This is a genomic window from Pseudoalteromonas sp. TB51 (assembly GCF_000498055.1).
Taxonomy (GTDB): Bacteria; Pseudomonadota; Gammaproteobacteria; order Enterobacterales; family Alteromonadaceae; genus Pseudoalteromonas; species Pseudoalteromonas atlantica.
Genome location: NZ_AUTO01000325.1, coordinates 1 through 17,471 on the forward strand (window position 1 = coordinate 1; position 17,471 = coordinate 17,471).

Annotated in this window: 16 protein-coding genes; 6 read left to right on the plus strand and 10 right to left on the minus strand. The window is 37.3% G+C overall.

The features are described from left to right. The first annotated feature begins 43 nt into the window (after positions 1 to 43). The 3 genes from L650_RS0120315 to L650_RS0120320 all read left to right on the plus strand — a co-directional run bounded on the left by L650_RS0120315 (position 44) and on the right by L650_RS0120320 (position 1,430). On the plus strand, positions 44 to 421 hold the full coding sequence (locus L650_RS0120315) for a MerR family transcriptional regulator (RefSeq protein WP_029773922.1): 378 nt from the start codon (positions 44 to 46) through the stop codon (positions 419 to 421). A 102-nt stretch (positions 422 to 523) separates the two neighbouring features. After that, on the plus strand, positions 524 to 931 hold the full coding sequence (locus tag L650_RS23950; protein WP_223230615.1) for a MerC family mercury resistance protein: 408 nt from the start codon (positions 524 to 526) through the stop codon (positions 929 to 931). A 49-nt stretch (positions 932 to 980) separates the two neighbouring features. Then, positions 981 to 1,430, plus strand: a complete 450-nt coding sequence (locus tag L650_RS0120320; RefSeq protein WP_029774216.1) for an antitoxin Xre/MbcA/ParS toxin-binding domain-containing protein — start codon at positions 981 to 983, stop codon at positions 1,428 to 1,430. Between the two features lie 297 nt (positions 1,431 to 1,727). Here the strand turns inward: L650_RS0120320 and cas6f are convergent, their stop codons facing one another. From cas6f to L650_RS0120340, 4 genes are read right to left on the minus strand one after another with little or no spacing between them, the layout of a single operon-like run. Beyond that, entirely contained in the window at positions 1,728 to 2,330 is a 603-nt protein-coding gene (gene cas6f / locus L650_RS0120325; protein WP_029774217.1) for a type I-F CRISPR-associated endoribonuclease Cas6/Csy4, read from the minus strand. Further along, positions 2,327 to 3,355, minus strand: coding sequence for a type I-F CRISPR-associated protein Csy3 (gene csy3 / locus L650_RS0120330; RefSeq protein WP_029774218.1), 1,029 nt, complete (start codon positions 3,353 to 3,355; stop codon positions 2,327 to 2,329). Before csy3 ends, cas6f begins: the two co-directional genes overlap by 4 nt. Then, the gene (locus L650_RS0120335) at positions 3,355 to 5,406 is read right to left on the minus strand and encodes a type I-F CRISPR-associated protein Csy2 (RefSeq protein ID WP_029774219.1); all 2,052 of its coding nucleotides are present in this window, start codon (positions 5,404 to 5,406) and stop codon (positions 3,355 to 3,357) included. The genes csy3 and L650_RS0120335 overlap by 1 nt, the downstream gene beginning before the upstream one ends. A gap of 3 nt (positions 5,407 to 5,409) precedes the next feature. Next, entirely contained in the window at positions 5,410 to 6,585 is a 1,176-nt protein-coding gene (locus L650_RS0120340) for a TniQ family protein (protein ID WP_029774220.1), read from the minus strand. 506 nt (positions 6,586 to 7,091) lie between these two features. On the opposite strand from L650_RS0120340, the gene L650_RS0120345 reads away from it, so the two are divergent. Next, complete coding sequence (locus tag L650_RS0120345) at positions 7,092 to 7,769, plus strand: DNA-methyltransferase (RefSeq protein WP_029774221.1); 678 nt, start codon at positions 7,092 to 7,094, stop codon at positions 7,767 to 7,769. Positions 7,770 to 7,903: 134 nt separating this feature from the next. Here L650_RS0120345 and L650_RS0120350 read toward each other — a convergent pair whose 3' ends face one another. Beyond that, the gene (locus L650_RS0120350; RefSeq protein WP_029774222.1) at positions 7,904 to 8,203 is read right to left on the minus strand and encodes a helix-turn-helix domain-containing protein; all 300 of its coding nucleotides are present in this window, start codon (positions 8,201 to 8,203) and stop codon (positions 7,904 to 7,906) included. Between the two features lie 141 nt (positions 8,204 to 8,344). Between L650_RS0120350 and L650_RS0120355 the strand changes: the two genes are divergently transcribed. Then, a complete protein-coding gene (locus L650_RS0120355) occupies positions 8,345 to 9,934 on the plus strand; it encodes a hypothetical protein (RefSeq protein ID WP_029774223.1) in 1,590 nt (529 codons plus the stop codon). A 1-nt stretch (position 9,935) separates the two neighbouring features. On the opposite strand, the gene L650_RS0120360 is transcribed toward L650_RS0120355, so the two are convergent. The 5 genes from L650_RS0120360 to L650_RS0120385 all read right to left on the minus strand — a co-directional run bounded on the left by L650_RS0120360 (position 9,936) and on the right by L650_RS0120385 (position 16,017). Continuing rightward, positions 9,936 to 11,279, minus strand: coding sequence for a P-loop NTPase fold protein (locus L650_RS0120360; protein WP_029774224.1), 1,344 nt, complete (start codon positions 11,277 to 11,279; stop codon positions 9,936 to 9,938). A 68-nt stretch (positions 11,280 to 11,347) separates the two neighbouring features. Beyond that, on the minus strand, positions 11,348 to 12,349 hold the full coding sequence (locus L650_RS0120365; protein WP_029774225.1) for a TniB family NTP-binding protein: 1,002 nt from the start codon (positions 12,347 to 12,349) through the stop codon (positions 11,348 to 11,350). 2 nt (positions 12,350 to 12,351) lie between these two features. Beyond that, complete coding sequence (locus tag L650_RS0120370; protein ID WP_029774226.1) at positions 12,352 to 14,175, minus strand: Mu transposase C-terminal domain-containing protein; 1,824 nt, start codon at positions 14,173 to 14,175, stop codon at positions 12,352 to 12,354. Further along, positions 14,168 to 14,797: a TnsA endonuclease N-terminal domain-containing protein gene (locus L650_RS0120375; RefSeq protein WP_029774227.1), complete on the minus strand. Its 630-nt coding sequence runs from the start codon at positions 14,795 to 14,797 to the stop codon at positions 14,168 to 14,170. Before L650_RS0120375 ends, L650_RS0120370 begins: the two co-directional genes overlap by 8 nt. 344 nt (positions 14,798 to 15,141) lie before the next feature. Continuing rightward, on the minus strand, positions 15,142 to 16,017 hold the full coding sequence (locus L650_RS0120385) for a DUF3014 domain-containing protein (protein WP_029774228.1): 876 nt from the start codon (positions 16,015 to 16,017) through the stop codon (positions 15,142 to 15,144). Between the two features lie 222 nt (positions 16,018 to 16,239). Between L650_RS0120385 and L650_RS0120390 the strand changes: the two genes are divergently transcribed. Beyond that, positions 16,240 to 17,385: a patatin-like phospholipase family protein gene (locus L650_RS0120390; RefSeq protein WP_004586945.1), complete on the plus strand. Its 1,146-nt coding sequence runs from the start codon at positions 16,240 to 16,242 to the stop codon at positions 17,383 to 17,385. The last annotated feature ends 86 nt before the right edge of the window (positions 17,386 to 17,471 follow it).

The window sequence follows — 17,471 nt, forward strand, 5'->3', positions numbered from 1 at the left end:
AACTAAATATAACTTTAGATTAGTAGTATTCACAAAGGCAATAATGAAAACCATTGGCAAATTAGCACAATCATTAAATTTAAATGTAGAAACCATTCGTTTTTATGAACGAGAAGGACTGATTACACAACCTGAAAAACCAATATCTGGTTATAGACAATATGACGAATCAATAGCAGGACAACTTAGGTTTATCACAAAAGCCAAAGCGCTCGGCTTTACGTTAAGAGAAATAAAATCGCTAATGTCTATGGACAGCAACTGCGCTCAAGTTGAGCTATTAAGCCGACAAAAGTTAGCAATCATTCGAGACAAAATTAATGACCTTCAACGTTTAGAGAAAGTAATTGTGGATATGACAAATACCTGTATGCAAAACGAAGATCCAACACATTGCCCCATAATTGATTCATTAAAATGATTGACTCCGTACTTATATACGGAGTTTAGAATGATGGTAATATCAACCAATAGACTTTCAAATGATAAATAAAATATTAGGCAGAGTAGGCTCTAGTGGCGTTTGGCTAGCGGCACGGCCTGCTTCCCTGCATTAAGGTCACTTGCATCGGCATTAGGACTAGGCTTCTTCTCTCACTTCGAAGGAATAGCTGTAAATACGCTTTTACCTATTTTTGCATCTTTGGAACTATTGGTAAACTTATACAACTGGCACAAAAATAAAAACCATACCAGAGCTGTCTTCAGCATTCTAGGGCCTGTAGCAGTGCTATTAACGCTTTATCCTCTTTGGCTATATGATTGGAGCACATACCTATTTTACTTTGGTATTTGCTTAATGGTCGTTATGTCGGTTTTGGATATCGTAAAACCAGTAAGGGAGCAAACATGCAACGTATGGCTAATTGCCGTCGTTGAAACGATTAACGGTCAATGTCTGCTTTTCGCTCTAACCCGACTATCAGCTTAATAGTAGAAGTGCTATTATTAAATATAACTTTCCTGACTTTGAGGTATGTATGCCTAGTGATATGCAACCTAGCACTAATCATAAATTTGTAGATATACTCAGCAATGGAAAAGTTAATTTAAGCTCAAACCCTTTAGATGAAATTGAATTAATTCAGCGTGGTTTAGATATAAAGAGTGTTGAGAAGTTTAGGCTTCAGTTAGGTTGGGATATTCAATCCTTTGCTAAAGCAATTGGTACAAATATTAGAACTTTGAAACGTCATAAAAAAGAGTACACACGCTTAAATGCAACTTTGAGTGAAAATACCTTTGAGTTAGCTCATCTAGCATCAGCTTGTATTGATTACTTTGAAAATATTGAACGATGGAATAAATGGCTAAATACGTACTCCTTACAATTTAGCTCTAAAACACCTTTAACATTTGTAAATACAATTGCTGGTAGAAGGTTAATTAGGAACGTTATAAATAGCCTTAAATACGGTTATAACGCTTAAAATGACCCCAGCGTTTACTGGGGTTTCTCTATTTAGCCTCTGCCTTTTCGGCAGTTAAAAGTCACAAGATGTGGTTGTTTACTTCCTGGCCTAACTTCAGCTGCCTACTCGGCAGTTCACGTTCACCCATTTTTATGCCGAGCGCTTTCATGATTTCCAGCTGCCTACTCGGCAGTTCACTATAAAAAATAGTTTAAATTTCTATAAATACCAAACTGTTAAACGAATTTAAATCATTTACCCTTATTTTCAATTAATCTGCTAACTCATTGAGAATCAAAAGAGTGTTTTTAACTATTAAATAAGGGTATTCAAAGAGGGAACCGTACCTTGAAATGTTTGATTTGAAGCAAAGCCATAATTGTTGAATTGATTTTTTATGGATTCAGCATTTTCAATTTTTTGTATATGCAGAACATAACTTTGACCATTGCCTTTGCTTGATGCGGGTATTGAATGAAAGTGGCCTATGTCCTTTGCCTCAAATTTATATTCTGGATTATAAACCTCACCTCTGGCTTCAGCTCTTTTTTTAGCGCGTTTTAACCGCCTTTGCTTTTCACCAACAAATGCTTTAGCTACCGATTGGTTGCGAACAAACATGACTTCACTTTGGTTTGTTGGTACTTCGAGTATTTTGGATAAGCCAAATAACTTGTCATGTGCCATCATCTCAAAATAGCTTTGCTGAGATAGATTGGTCAATTGCTTTTTATCTGTCGATACGAACGCTAATTCATTACCTATGGTTTGCTCGTTCCATTTAGGAAAGCACACACCTACATTACTTATTTCACGTGAGCTCATAAACCCATGCAAAATGCCAATACAACGCCCTGCAAGAAGGCTTACATCACAATTTTTGGGTAAATAAGTAATGATAAAATAATAGCGCTTCAACCTTTACTCCTTTGGAACAAGCCACCTTTAATCAGCACTGCCGCAATAAAGTGAACTGCGTCTGATTCTTCACTTTGCCCTAAACCATGCTTTTCCATGTGCTTAATATGCAAAGCAATGCGCGGGAGTAATGAATAAAAGTCTGAATGGCTCTTAGGTGTTCTGTGTGCAACTAATATTTGCTTATCTGCACCATACTCGTGAGTGCGCAAAGGTTTGTAACCTCCCTCATACCAATCATCGATAGTTTGAATAGCAGCCCCTACTTTTTGTGAGTTTAAACTTGCTGCTTTTTTATCACCTACTTGAGTGTATGCAAGCTGTTTAGATGACATCCCCTGTTCAACAGTATCTACAAACTTTTGACTAGGGTGAATCTCTTGGCTAAATGCATTTTTAATTTTTGCGGTTATATCTAAATAACAATAATTTTGAGGGTTGCTAAGCCCTTCTTGAATAGCTTCTGATAATGTTATTAGTGCTGTTTGATTATTTTGCCAATTGCTCTGCCACTTTAGTTTTTGTGCACCTTCAACAATAATTGGAGCAGCGTGCTCAGTAAGGATTTCAATATCAACATCCGGTGATTGACGGTTACGCCAAAGCCAGTTTCCCATCAGTATATTTTTAGCATAGCGAGTTGCAACTTCATTAAGGCCATTGTGTTTTTTATAGGTTTCAAAAAACCGTTTTAACCAATAAATAACTTTAGGGTCATCACAAACATGTGGCTCAATGCTATTAGCCTCAACCCTGAGTGAAAAACGGCAAAATAGCTCATTTACTGTTGGAGGCACGTAGCACACATCAATTGTTTGAGGGTTCCCAAAAGCAAGATCTTGTGGCGCTAAATTTTTAGCCACATTTTGCTTTTGATACGCATCGCCAAACCCTGACTTTTGCCCAACTAATTTATTTTGCTCTATTTGTAACGGTTCAAAATCAGACTCCGGTGTTTTATAAAAAAACACCGCTTTACTGGGTGAGAGCGAACGCGTGTAACTTAAGTGCCGAGGTAATTGCATTATTCATACTCAAACTTAGACTTTTTCATAAGCATAGACTCTTTTTGAACATCCATAACCCAAAATGCGTCATGAAAGAACTGCTTAGCGCCTGCGTACTTTACTGATGTATTGCTAACACACTCTAACAACCCAATTACGGGCTCTGCATAACAATGGTGTTCATGTAATGCTGCATCTCGCTTTACGGGTTCTTCAAGCGCAGCAAAGCCAATTGCAGCGGGTCTTAAATTAAAGTTACCGTTAAGCGCATCTATCAATTGTTCAAAACTTTTAACTACTTTTTTTGAAGGGTACAACCAACTGCCATTTAACGCTTTTGCCTTTATATTTTTAAACAGCTCACTCGGTTTAGTATGTACATGACACCAGTCTATATTTTGATATAACGAAGGTGGATGCATAGTCCCGCCTGCAAATGAAGATGGTAGTGCGGGCTTTATAAGCTGACTATTTAACTTATCTAACAGCTCAGTATTTGGTACAAAAAGTCTAAATACTAAATCGAGTGTTATGTCGCATTTAGGTTTATCGATAATTCCTGATCTTATTACATGACTACGCCCTGCAACTTGTTTTAACTTGCTTGGCTCAGGTAATGGTTTACCTGTATGTAATTGATAGTTTTCAATGTAAATAGCACTGCCAATACACTTAATTGAAGGGTCTATAAAGTTTTTTAGCTTACGCTCAAAGTTATGAGCAAGCCCATTTAAAGCAGTAAGTGACGGCATGCCTTGAATATACGGATTAGCCATTGCCTCAGCATCAAACACTCGCATATCTTGGCAATGTACATACACTATCTGCTCATCATTTAATATTTCTTGTTCAGCTGCACAGTGAGTAAATACATAGTTTAACTGCGCTTTAAACAGTCCCATTAAATTAGGGTGATACGCAAAGCGTTTGAGCTTACTTAAATTACCAAGGCTCTCATTTAGTACGTTACTAAATTGGCTAATACAGTTAGTAATACTCTGATCTAAGTAATGCCTTACCCACTCAGGGTAAACTTGGTTTTGCGCGTTATTTTTAGCTTCAAGAATATTATCAAGCCATAACTGCAAGCTAACACGTACTTGCCTAATAGCCGCTACTCGCGCTAATCGTTTTTGCCTTAACGTATTAAACTGTTTAATGCCTACCAACACCAAAAGCGCCTGTTGAAATTGACTACTTAATAGCGCACGAATTTTAAATGCTTTCTCAATATCATTATTGGCTACTTTAGAGCGGTTAACAGCCTTTGAATATGTTTTAGGAAAGTAACGCAGCACTCTTATATTGCCGCCTACTGAGCTTGCTAAATCGCCAACATTGGCAGGTCTTGAGTGCTCAACTAAAGCAAAATTTAACTTACGATCTGTTGTTAATTGCTGAATTTTAGCCAGCATTGCGTGGCTTACTACAGGCGTAACCGCAAGGTAGCTTTGCTGAAATGGCATTTGTAATTGTGGTGAAAAAGAGCTTACTTCTAACGGGCGCTCTGCCACTGGCAAATGCTGTTTTATTTTCCCCGCGATGTCTAAAACCGCCTTTTTAGTAAACCCGTATACTCTTATTAAATTGATCCAAACAGGCTCTTCAGCTATTAATAACTTTGCTAAACAAGTCACTTCGCCTTGCCAAGTAAATGAGGTTAAAAATAGCTTTGCATGATTAATTTCAGCACTGTTGTGCGACCATCCAAAACTTAAAGGTAATGACCGGCTACAAATACCCGCAATATCTTCACTTACAACTTCACTAATTAAACGTTGATGGCTTACTCGTATATCAGGGTATTTTAAATTATGAGTATGAAACCATTTAACTTCGTTAATACATTTACTCAGTAACACTTCATCGCGTAATACAATTTTAGCGGTTCTCGTACTTGTTAAATCATCAATTTCACTTCGTTTATAAACTAGGTTAATGAGCACAGTCAGGGCTTGTTCTTCAAAGCCATCTACCGCAACATGAGGCATGTATGGAGCAAATAACTTTCTAAGTGCTGTGATTTTTTCTTTTAATGATTCAATTGCAAATGCATCTTGTAAGTTCATAAGTTACCACGGCGCTATAAATTGTTTTTTTGTTTGAGGCTTTTCAGCAGCGAATGCTTGCTGTAGCTCTATAACTTGGCGTAAATAAAAAGCATGGCTATCAGCTCTGAGCTGTTCGTGCTTTTTTTGTGGGTAAGCGCAGTTTAAAAAGCCTTCTTGATGAAGCCTATAAACTTGCTCGGTAGTGGTATTTAATAATACTGCGGCATCAAAAGTACAAAGCAGTAAGTCTGCAATATTTGGATGTTTAGCTTTAGGGTTACTATCAACTAATTCGACAACATAATTAATAATCTCATCAATTACTTTGTTTTTACGGTTACTTGTTGCAGCTATTTGAGCATCACAGATCACATTTCCATACACAGAGTTGAATTTAGTTTTATTAAAAGGATTAAGTTGTTTGAGCCGCGCATTATTTGTGAGTAAATCTAATTCAGCAGTAAGACCATTAGGCCAAGTACTAAAGTAATCAACAAAAGCGCAGTTAAAGTCTGCATCACTTACATCAAGTTGCTTAACCTTCGCAAACCAAGATATTAACCCCACCATTTTTTGGCTGTTATTACTTGCAAGCGCAGATGCAATTTTAAAGTCTGCATCGTTTAACTGTTCACTATTGGTTAGTTTATGACCGCAACCACATTCTAAAAACGTCTCAGAAGCTCTGTAATCAATTAAGTTATGGCATTCACCACAATGTGTGGTTAATTGTATTTTATGCTTATGGCACGCCTTATAGGGCTTTAAATGCCAATAAAAAGGAATATATGAAGATTCAGACAAGCATTCAATGCAAACAGGTATGTTATCAGTGCGAAGTAACTCAAGAGGAACTGTCAGCTCATTACGGCTTACTGCTGCTAGGTTGCCAAATTTAAAGTTACTGCGCCGCCATGCAAGCGCAAGAATATCACCAGCGTTTACATCAGCTAATTGAGCTACCAACTTAAGCACTCTTATTCTAAAGCTACTCGCTTGCCTAGCATGATAAACATCAACTTTACTCAGCTCTAACGGCAACGCACCTTCAAGATCATGATCTTGCTCTGCAAGCCATTGCCATAAAATATCAGCAAGCTCACTATAGCCATCGTATGAGTTATCCCTTGCAAGCCTTAGCAAATAGCTTTCAAGCGCCTCATCTAGATAAGGTTTTGTTTGAACTAAAAAATGCATCGCCAACCTAAACTAAGAAAATCTTAGTTTAGGTTTAGGCTAAATAAATTAGATAGTCAAAAAATAATTATCGTTAAATCATTCGTACTTCACAAAAGTACAATATCTGATACTGTAGAAAGTGTTACGGCATTTCTAAAGGATGTATTAATAACCAGTAACACAATAAAAACTCAAATTTAAAAATACAAAGCTAACTTATAAGGAGATTCTTATGGCTTGTAACTGCTGTAATAAAGCACTCAACAGTGGAATGATCATAAAGGCTGACCAAATTACAGGACAAAGATTTAAATCTTGCCCTAATTGCTCTGATGCAAATGGTTCGGAACACGTATTTCATTATTACCCTAACTCATTTGGTAAAACTCCCGCACGTAAATCGTCACAAAACCCCGATGGTTTCCAAAGCTATTGTATAGATTGCCGCCATTTACCGAAGGGGACAGCATCAAAAAGCTCACACAATGGCCGATTATGCAGCACACTTTAACTAAAGAGGTTTAATGCAAGTATTTAAAGATGATGCGGTAAATTGGTTATCAACACTTTCAACCGAAAGTGTTGATCTTTTAATTACTGACCCACCCTACGAATCATTAGAAAAACATCGAAAAATAGGAACCACCACTCGCCTAAAAGTAAGTAAATCGTCAAGCAATCAATGGTTCGACATATTTCCAAATAATCGCTTTGAAGAACTACTAATAGAAATTTACAGAGTACTTAAAAAAGGTTCGCATTTTTATCTATTCTGCGATCAAGAAACAATGTTTTATATTAAGCCAATAGCTGAAAACGTAGGTTTCAAGTTTTGGAAGCCAATAATTTGGGATAAAGTGACTATTGGAATGGGTTATCATTACAGAGCCAGACACGAATATATTCTTTTTTTCGAGAAAGGTAAGCGCAAGTTAAATGATCTAAGCGTGCCAGACATCCTCACTTGTAAAAGAGTATATAGGGGTTACCCTACTGAAAAACCAGTTAAGTTAGTTGAAACGCTTATCTCTCAAAGCAGTAAGGAAAATGAAATCGTCATCGATCCTTTTTTTGGCTCAGGAGCTACTTTAGTAGCTGCCAATAACTTAAATCGACAAGCTATCGGATGTGATATTTCAGAATCTGCCCATTTGCATCTAAAAGGTCGAAATAACCAATCTAAGTCAGCTGAAAAGATTTAAGTTCACGATCTTTGCCAGAGTTGTTAGATCCGATGCAGCTCACAACTCTGGCTAATTCTCAATTTAGATGGCTTTTCCATTTCATTTTTCAATGTTTATTATTAAATATGTGTTAAAACTCATTTCCATCAACCTTATTTTGAACCCAAAGTACTTAATAATTCTTTTTGCTCTTCTTCTGTCAGTTTCCCAATAACGCGTATTAGCTCAGCTAGATCATCTTCTTCACAATAAAAATAAGCTACTGGCACATCTAGCTCTTTAGCAATGCGTTTCATGGTTAAAAAATCAGGAGCGTGTTTGCCCTTTTCGTATTGGTTCATGCGTGCACTAGCCGTGTTTGGCTCCAAACCTAAAACCATGCCAAGCTGCTGCTGGGTAAGTCCAGCTGCTTTTCTTGCAGATTTTAGACGTGGAGGTATTGGGGTTTCCATATGAACCTTAGCTGTTAATTACATCCTGCTAAGATTCTCTTAGTATTCAACCTGAAAGTGTACTAAGGATATTTTAGTTTTTAAATATACACTTAATTAGTAATGTCTTAAACTATATATTTATGAGTTAAAAGGAATTTTATGCTTGTTTTTGCTAGTGATGCTTCTGGTAAGATTGTTTTAATAAATAATGTCAAAAATGGTAAAGCATGTAACTGTTTTTGCATCGCATGTAATGACCCTTTAATTGCACGCAATGGCGGAAAAATAAAAGCGCACTCATTTGCTCATACTACAAAAGAAGAGTCTAGAACATGCTTAATGACAGCTTTGCATCGGTACGCTCAAGAATATTTTTTAACGGCTAAAACAATAAACCTTCCAGAAATTACCATTTATCATCGAGGTTACAGTAAAACTGAACCTAGTAGAAAAGCCTTTATTAACTCTGCAAAACTTGAATATAGCATTCATAACAAATATATCGCCGATGTGAAGTTAGAAACTGATGTCGGTGATTTATTAGTTGAAATTAAGGTAACATCGCCTTGCTCAGCAGAGAAAATTAACTTTTATCGTGAAGAAAAGCTCGCTTCCTTAGAGTATGATTTATCAGTTTATATTGATTCGGATTATGCTGATGTAAATTGTGCTCTTAAGCATAATGATGATACGTCTAATTGGTTATTTGGTTGGTGTGAGGATCAATTAAGAGAAGAGATTAATCAAAAAGTTGAACTCAACCAAATAGAAATGAATAAAAAAATTCGACAACAAATTGAAGAGTCAAGAAAACAAGCTCTACGTAAATTTGATAACTTAAAAAAGCGACAACGATTAAAAATACCCAGCCACAATATTGGATTTAACCATAATATCAATGGTAAAAATTACGATTTATCTGCCCAAGTAGTAAAAAGTAAAAGTATACATTTTAAAGAAGTTTTACTTGAAGCAGAGCATGAACATTTTTTACTATTGAAGTGCGTAGCTCTTAATAATTCTAACCAAGAACGAGTGTTAAATGTTGCCCTTTTATTTCAACATGATACCCCCGATATCCTCAAAAAAGACTCAGGCCAAATCATCGTAGGTCGAATAAAAAAATCAAAACAATTTAAGTTCGAATGGCTTAACTTTACACCTCCAGGTTCGGCTTTAGAAAGAGCCAAATTTATAGCTATTACTGAAAAAGAAAAGCAACTAGAAAAATATAAGTTTATAGAGCACGTAACAAACTATGCTGACGTTTATGCATTAGAACAAGATAGATATTTTTCAAATGATTACCCAAAATGGAAAATCTGGCTTGCTTCACAAAGCGATATGGCTTCAAACGAAAATTTTAATGTTAAAAATCCCAAGTATCCAGCTTTATTAAAAACAAATAATACACACCCTCAACTTTGGATGTTTGATCGCTGGTATATATTAATATTTAGCAAATTAGCAGAGTTTATTGACAGCTACCCAATAGGTACACCCATAGATACAAAATACATATTTGAACTATTAAAAAACGAGTTTCCACTTTCCCATAATTACAAATTTTTTGTCGAGCAAGCAGATAAAATGAATGTTTCATATAAATTAGAGCACTTACTAAAGCCTGAAAGCATTATAAATACTTGCTTATCATTTTTTGAGGAGACACTTGCTGTTGAAAAAATCTCTGGTGTTTTTTTTAGAAATTACAACTTGAGATTGCAAATGTCCCCTGCAATCAAATAAATTAGGTACCGGAAGGTTGCAGCCCTAATACTTCGAATGTATTTTTAAGCTCTAGAATGGCGTAGCCAGGGTCTATGCCCCAATTAAAAAAGCCGCCATTTATTGTTTTGTCCCAACTATCATGATCTTCTTTAGGAATAAATTCAGCGGTATTAACATCACAATCTTTAGCTAAAACGACCATTAGAACTTCATGAACCGAAGGTTTATTATGACCTTCAGGATATGGGTTAACTTTCTTTATTCCTAAGATATTAGCAATCTCTTTAGCATCATACTTAGAGTTGCTTATTTCATTAGCTAAATCGGGCTTGAAACAATAGATAACAACAGCTAGTGTATTTAACAATAAATACCCCAAATAATTGTTTTCTGAAAATGCCTTTCCCTCGGTTAAGACTTGCAACACTTCCAGATATCTAACAAGCGTTTCGACTTCTCGTAAAGATAGTTCTAGGTTAATAATTATCGACTCAATAAATTTTTTAGGTAATTTAGGTGAGTAAAGGTTTATTGGTAAATGTTGATTTTCCCGAACCAACTTTTCAAATAAGGTCATGGAAGCAAAAATTGGTTCAAGTCTATTTGGTATAGTTTTATTACTGAGTTTAATAGTGAATTTTAAAAACTTATCTAAATACTTTTGAGAGTTAACATCAGTACCATAACAATGATTTATTGATGCTCTCAATTGTTGGGAGTTAGTAATCAATACAAATTGAACATTGTCGATATCAAATACGTGTTTAATAACCTCTAGAACATCTACAGCAAAGCTAGGCTTACACCTATCTAGCTCATCAACAAAAAACACTATAGCTTTTTCTTCTGCTACTTTGGATATCGCATCTTTAAGGGAAGTTAGATTTTTTTCAGCTTGTACCTGATCTTTTATAATTGACTCAACTGTAGCATCAATGGCTTTATCCGTGGCTTTTTGAATATCTTTGTCATAGTCATCGGCGACACTAGCAAAATCTTGCCTAAGAATATGTCCAACAAAAGCTTTTCCTCCTGTTTTAAGTCCAAATTTTGTAGCTGGTATAATCTTTTTAATAAAGCCTGGCTGCTCTTTTTCTGGCAGTAACTTAATTATCTCTGATAGAAGCGTGACAAGTGGTTCACCTACATGATCAGCTTTAAATGCATCTACATAGATTAAATGGTGAGTATCCTTTAATTTGAATAAATTAATTGTTTTTTGACAAAATTCAGATTTCCCCGTTCCCCAACTCCCATCAAGCATCATAGGAGATATATCCAAAGATGAACTCAAAAGTTTAATCATGTTTTCTGCTACAGGCTTACGATGAAACTCATCACGACTTTCAAATGTGTTGTTCATATTTTCCCTAATAATTTAATTTTTTAATATTAGAACAATAGTAATCTAGATTCATGACTCCGTATAACCTATTTCCTCAACAACTGACTAATCGGCATCCGTTCAGTAAACTTGGTCGCTATAAACGGGTCTTCGTCTTGGGCGCTTTCAGGTTTATATAGTGAATAGCGCTCGACTTCACTTGCTGTAATTTCTGTAACCGGCAAGGTAAATAGATTTGGTACGTCAGGAAAGAGTACCTCAAATGCTTTCACTAAATGCTTGGTTGTGAGGGTTTTTGCGTTATCTATTAATGCATAAAGTACGGCATCATCTAAAAAGTATTTTAATGTTCTAAAACAACCTTTTGATAGTGAGAACAAAGCAAAAACTGTTGCTTGCTCACTTAAGTTTGGTTTTTCGGTAAATGGCATTCGGTTGGCTAAGCCAATTATTAACTGTATAAAATGCTTTGGATTTTCTGATAATTTAAAATAAGGCAGCTGCCGTCTTACTAATAAACGCGATGACCATTGAGGTTCGTCTGCTATTTTTTCTGCCCACGGCATACCTACCAATACAATTGATACACCCGCTTCATCGTTAATATATTTTAATCGGTTGGCAATCTCGCGGCGTTTTTTACCTTGGTTGTGCTCAATTAGCTCTTGAAACTCATCAATAATTATAAGCTCTGTGCCACATGTTTTTAGGCATTTTATTAATGATGTCGTTAAGCGAGTGCCGTTTATTCGTAGCTTACGCTCTGTGCTGCCTAATTGCCCTAAGTCTTTAAGAAGTTCGGCTAAAGTAGATTCTAGTGTTGGGTTGCTGGGTATGCGGCTTACTAATACAGGATGATTCATCACTCCATTAATAAATTGCGGTAAATAGCGTTCTTTATACTGTTTTATTAGTGCTGTTTTACCTGTGCCTGTATCGCCATTTAACAGCATACAGGGCTTTTCGCCCGCTAACCCTTTACCAAGTCTTAATCTGTCGAAGTCGTTAAATACAGTGGTTATTATTGGGTATTCAATAAATACATCGCGAAATTCATTAAGCTTTTCTTTTTGTTTATCGGTCAGCATAATTAAAATCCATCTAGGTCTGAGATAAAGTCATCCCAGCTATCAGTTACTTGCTCTTTAGGTGTAACCTTTTTGAGTTCTACTGGCTCGCTCTGAGCTATTGATTTTTGTGAGTCACTACTAACATTTTGATGCTTAGCTAACGCTTTACCCCCTTTTACCTTTGAGTTTTTTGGCGCATTTTTTAACTCTTCAAACTCGTTTTGAATTTTATTATGAATAAACATACGCGCTTTTGCTAAGCCTACATTATCGATAGAGCCCGAAATAAAATCGCGATGAATACGTATATTTATTTTATGCTGATTCAAACTTAAATTTTGGGTGTAACCGTTTGGATCTATGCATGGCACTTTTATGTAATGCTCTAGCTTATCAAGGTACACGTAGATATAAGAGATATCATCTGGGTTTAATTTAATTAAAACTTCTTGAGATACTTTGTGGCTAAACTGCTTTCTATAGTTGGCTAGTTCAGTACTGTCGTAGCTTAAGTTTTCTAGCCGTATTCCACCTTTACGAAGCACCCGATGCTTTGAAATACTGAGCACAACATCCAATTGTTGAAGATCAGCATCACTCAGCATTGTTGGTGGTAACGTATTAAAGCCTTGATCCCATAATTGGCTTGGTATGTACTTAAAGCGGCTGTCGGCATCTTGATGGTAAACGTCTACTACCCATTTATGAAATAACTGCATAAAGGTCGTAAAACGCATAATTGCATCTTTTTTGGGATTGTATTCATACTTTTGTAAAATGTTAGAAAAGGTTTTACCAGGCACAGGGTCTAATAATTCAGTATTTATTGTGCCGAACATGCGTTCTACAAACGGTTTTAACCACGGCTTTGCAACAGGATTATATTGAGTATTAATGCCTATTTCTTCACAAGCAAGCTCAAGGCTGTTACTCCAAAATTCAGCGCCATTATCAACAACAAGTGTTTCAATTTTGCCAGCACACTTCCACTCATTAATCGTATCGGGGTATAGTTTTGCCACTTCACTTTTAGGTTTCATCGCATTTAGCATTGCTCGCCTTACTGCATCATAGCTAGGCTCACTGAAACTAAAGTAATAGCCAACAATACAATGGCTATACACATCTACTAACATAGTGAGTGTTGGTCGGCCAAGTGGAATATGCAGCTCATCATCTAATAAGATAAGATCAAGTGGCGTATGGTCAATTTCAACTTTTTCGAGTACTCGGGTAGGCCGTGTATGCCCTTCTACTTTATTAAAAGCAATATCAGCAAGGCGCTTACCATAACGAGCAATCATTACTTCGTATTGCGGTAAGTTATCTATTCTGTTTTTAAACGCTTTGTATGTTAAAGGCTTTAAAACACTGCCCACAACACTGTCGTTTTCAATAATAACTAAATCTGCATAATACTTATAAGCAGAAGCCACTGATGGTTTTTCTTTTACTAAGTAACGCTCAAGTGCTTTTTCAAAAAACTTATCGGTTGCTGTATCACGCTCTCTGTTACCTTTTTTTTGATGGCTTGGTATTAGCGCCATTATATTTTTATCCGCATTGGTATAAGCGCTATACCATCGTGCTGCTGTTCTCCAACTGGGCTTTTTTTCTCCCTCAACTTCAGGCATTAATTTTAATAAAGGCTCAAGGTTTTTTTGTGTCCAACCGCCTTGAATATTAGCCTCAAGCCATTGAATATATTTAAGCTTAACAAATGTTGTAGTTTTAATTTTTTCAGGAAGGGCTTGTAAATCTTTGGCGTAATTTTGAGGTAGTTTGGTTTCTACTTTTGGTAATGGCTGGTTAAATTCATCTTCAAACAGCCCGTCATTAAACATTGTTAGACCAAATTGCTGTTTCTATTGATATTTCATTTGTAGTTAAGTCGGCAAATAACTGCCCTAGTGATAATAAGCGTAGCACCGTAGCAAGTAGCTCACCGGCAGTTACTTTTAAAAAGCTAACTAACTGTCCCACTTTAATAGAGCCGTATTGCTTAACAAGTTCTAGCACCGATGCTTGCAGCTCTGTTAAAGACTGAAAACCAGAGTAGCGATGCAAAAGCTTTAAGTTATTGAGTGTTGGGTATACACGGATTTGTTTATCAGTAACCAGTATTAAATCACGTCCATCTTGCTTAGCGATAGCTTGCTTTTCAATAAAACGTGCACGAAAGTCTTCATCGGCAATTTTGCTTTGCGGTTTTACTTCTATAAATTTTTGCGTGCCGTCTGTGTGGGTAAGTAAAAAGTCAGGTGTGTAACGGCAAGTACGGTTATCAAACTCATATTCGTAACCTAGTGGCTGTGCTTCAAATGCGGCTATTGATGGTGAAAATTCAAAATGAAAACAAGCATCAAACTCTAAAGAGGATTCAACTAAACAGGTAGATTTATTTTTTTGACTAGCAAATTTATGGAGGTTTTTAACACGAGAGTGTTTGAGTTTTCTTCTGTACATGTGAGTCAACCATCTAACCGTTTGGTTAAATACTAGACTATGCCACCTTATACTTCCAATTTATGCCATCTTTTAGTACAAATATGTCAACTTATACTTCAAACAACACCAAATGAGGAATTTGGGTGGCAGTCTTACCAGCCACATNGGCTGCTCCCTTCCGGGCCTGACCAGGTTCGCCTGCTAGTGTTGCGAGAGGACCAATAAGACTACCATTGAGGGCCTTGGTTGGCGCGGGAAGGATTATCTCTACTTTTGGTGTGTTATTCAAGGGATAATCAAAAAAGAAAGTGCGATTGCATACTTCATATACAATCGCGGTTAAAAACAGCCTTTAATGCCTATTAATTACGCTCTAACTCGGCTTTAATTTTACGCAGTGCTGCTTTTACTTTTTTCATGTTTTCTGGGCCCATACGTAACAGCTGTTTTTGTGCAGCCGGTAATTGCTCCCATTCAGAAAACGCATACTGATAAGTAACCGAGTCTCGCAGTAGCGGTAACTCGCCTTCTGGCTCCGGTGTATCAAGTAATAACTCAATAGCATCTTCTAGCGTTTGATTAAATTCATCATCGCCGTAACCAATTTCACTGTACGCGTTGTTGATTAATGGCTTGTACTGCTCGTACATACGCACAGCTTGGGCGGCGCTCAAGCTCGTAAATACTTTTACATACGGTGTATAGCGCTCGTAGCTGTTAGGGTCAATTGTTAAAATGTCTCCTTCGTTTACGCTAAATTCTTCTTCGGGTTTAACCACTGGCGTATGCTTTTTAGCAATTTTGCCTTTGGCTATGTTGTCTATAAATACGACGCCACGGCGAATTACATCGTCGGTTACCATTAGGCTCATTACCGAGTCGCTTAGGTATTCATCCATTTTGGCAACCACTACGGTGTCGCTTTCATCAAGCGTTGGTAATGGCTCTACAACCGGCTCTGGCTCAGCTGGGCGCTGAGCAGGCACGCTTAGCTCAGCTGGCTTTTCAGGCTTAACTGATGGCGCATCTACCACAGGGTCGTTTTCTGGCTTTAGCTCCATCACTGGCTGTTCTTTTGGTGTTTGCTCTACCTCTGTGCGAGTTTCTGGCTCGTCAGTGGGCGATAGCAGGACGAACGCAGCGGCACACACTAAAATAATTAAAATAATAACGGCGAATAAAAAATTGTTTTTAGGCGGACGTTTTTGAACATCTGACGCTTCTGGTTTATCTGACATACAAACTCCATAAATTTAAATGCATATTACTCAGAGTACGCTGAGTGGAAAAAATTCACTATCGGTAATCACTATTACTTTAAATATAGGCTTTACAACATAAACCTACACTTACTAATTAGAACAACGAGCCATAGTAACTCAGTTATTCTTTGATTCTTCTAGCTTAAAGACTTAAAGTTGATAAATAAAGAAAAGACGTTAAGCAGTTCAAAAACCACTATGAAAATCCAGCAAGTTGACCCACATAAACCTAAAATAGCCCTATTACTTACAGGTGGTGGCGCTCGCGCTGCTTATCAAGTGGGCGTGCTTAAAGCGCTTGCTCATAGTATGCCCCGCACCGCGCCTTTGCCATTTAGAATTATTAACGGCACTTCTGCAGGCGCGATTAATTCTGCAGCTTTGGCCTGTTATGCCTCGTGTGCACATTTGGCCGTGCGTAAACTTGAGTCTGTTTGGAAAAACTTTTCCACGTCTATGGTCTACAAAAGCGACTTTTTAAGTGTGTTTGGCCATATTGCGCGCAATATTTTAACCAGTTTTCAGTCTGAGCACATAAACCACCCGCCAGGCAGTCTGCTGAATAACCGCCCTTTGCGCGGTTTATTAAACGAAATTTTAGACCTGCACCGCATTGAACGTAATTTACATCGCAATTATTTAGAAGCGATTTCTATTACCGCTTCAAGCTATACAACCGGTGACTCTGTTGCGTTTTTTCAGTCAAATACTCAAACACCTTGGCAACGTGCCAAGCGCGAAGGTCGCCCTATGCGCATTAACGTTGAGCATTTAATGGCATCAAGCGCCATTCCTATGGTGTTTCCAAGTGTTAATGTATTTAACCACTATTTTGGCGATGGCTCTATTCACCAGCTTTCACCGCTTAGCCCGTCTATTCATTTAGGGGCCGAAAAAATATTTATTATTGGGGTAGACCAACCAAAAGAGTCGCATCCGGCGGGTTACTCGCCCCACTACCCTGGGCTTTCTGCGGTTGCTGGGCATTTACTCGATAGTGTATTTAGCGACACCATGCAAGCCGACCTTGAGCGCCTTGAGCGTGTAAATCGCACCTTAGGGCTGCTTCCGGCGCGCGACAAACACCAAGAGCTGAAACAAATAGAAACCTGTATTATTAATCCATCAAAAAACTTTAACGATATTGCCGCGCAATACTACAGCGATATGCCGTGGGCAATTAAGTTGCTGCTACGCACAATTGGGGTAAAAAAGCACTCGCAATCGAGTTTAACCAGCTATTTATTGTTTGAAAAACGCTACACTCAGCACCTAATTCAAATTGGCTATGAAGATGGCATGAAAAAACTACCCGAAATACGCCAATTTTTAGAGCTCGACTAGCTAATGTTGGCTTTTGCTAATTAAAACTTGTTCTATGGGCTATTTAATCGCAGAGCAAGCTTAGTGAGCTCGATAACTACCTTTGC

Excerpts from the sequence above, each read along its gene's own strand:
- L650_RS0120315 (WP_029773922.1), top strand. The coding sequence starts at position 44 with ATGAAAACCATTGGCAAATTAGCACAATCATTAAATTTAAATGTAGAA.
- L650_RS0120320 (WP_029774216.1), top strand. The coding sequence starts at position 981 with ATGCCTAGTGATATGCAACCTAGCACTAATCATAAATTTGTAGATATA.
- csy3 (WP_029774218.1), bottom strand. The coding sequence starts at position 3,355 with ATGCAATTACCTCGGCACTTAAGTTACACGCGTTCGCTCTCACCCAGT.
- L650_RS0120335 (WP_029774219.1), bottom strand. The coding sequence starts at position 5,406 with ATGAACTTACAAGATGCATTTGCAATTGAATCATTAAAAGAAAAAATC.
- L650_RS0120340 (WP_029774220.1), bottom strand. The coding sequence starts at position 6,585 with ATGCATTTTTTAGTTCAAACAAAACCTTATCTAGATGAGGCGCTTGAA.
- L650_RS0120345 (WP_029774221.1), top strand. The coding sequence starts at position 7,092 with ATGCAAGTATTTAAAGATGATGCGGTAAATTGGTTATCAACACTTTCA.
- L650_RS0120350 (WP_029774222.1), bottom strand. The coding sequence starts at position 8,203 with ATGGAAACCCCAATACCTCCACGTCTAAAATCTGCAAGAAAAGCAGCT.
- L650_RS0120355 (WP_029774223.1), top strand. The coding sequence starts at position 8,345 with ATGCTTGTTTTTGCTAGTGATGCTTCTGGTAAGATTGTTTTAATAAAT.
- L650_RS0120360 (WP_029774224.1), bottom strand. The coding sequence starts at position 11,279 with ATGAACAACACATTTGAAAGTCGTGATGAGTTTCATCGTAAGCCTGTA.
- L650_RS0120365 (WP_029774225.1), bottom strand. The coding sequence starts at position 12,349 with ATGCTGACCGATAAACAAAAAGAAAAGCTTAATGAATTTCGCGATGTA.
- L650_RS0120370 (WP_029774226.1), bottom strand. The coding sequence starts at position 14,175 with ATGTTTAATGACGGGCTGTTTGAAGATGAATTTAACCAGCCATTACCA.
- L650_RS0120375 (WP_029774227.1), bottom strand. The coding sequence starts at position 14,797 with ATGTACAGAAGAAAACTCAAACACTCTCGTGTTAAAAACCTCCATAAA.
- L650_RS0120385 (WP_029774228.1), bottom strand. The coding sequence starts at position 16,017 with ATGTCAGATAAACCAGAAGCGTCAGATGTTCAAAAACGTCCGCCTAAA.
- L650_RS0120390 (WP_004586945.1), top strand. The coding sequence starts at position 16,240 with ATGAAAATCCAGCAAGTTGACCCACATAAACCTAAAATAGCCCTATTA.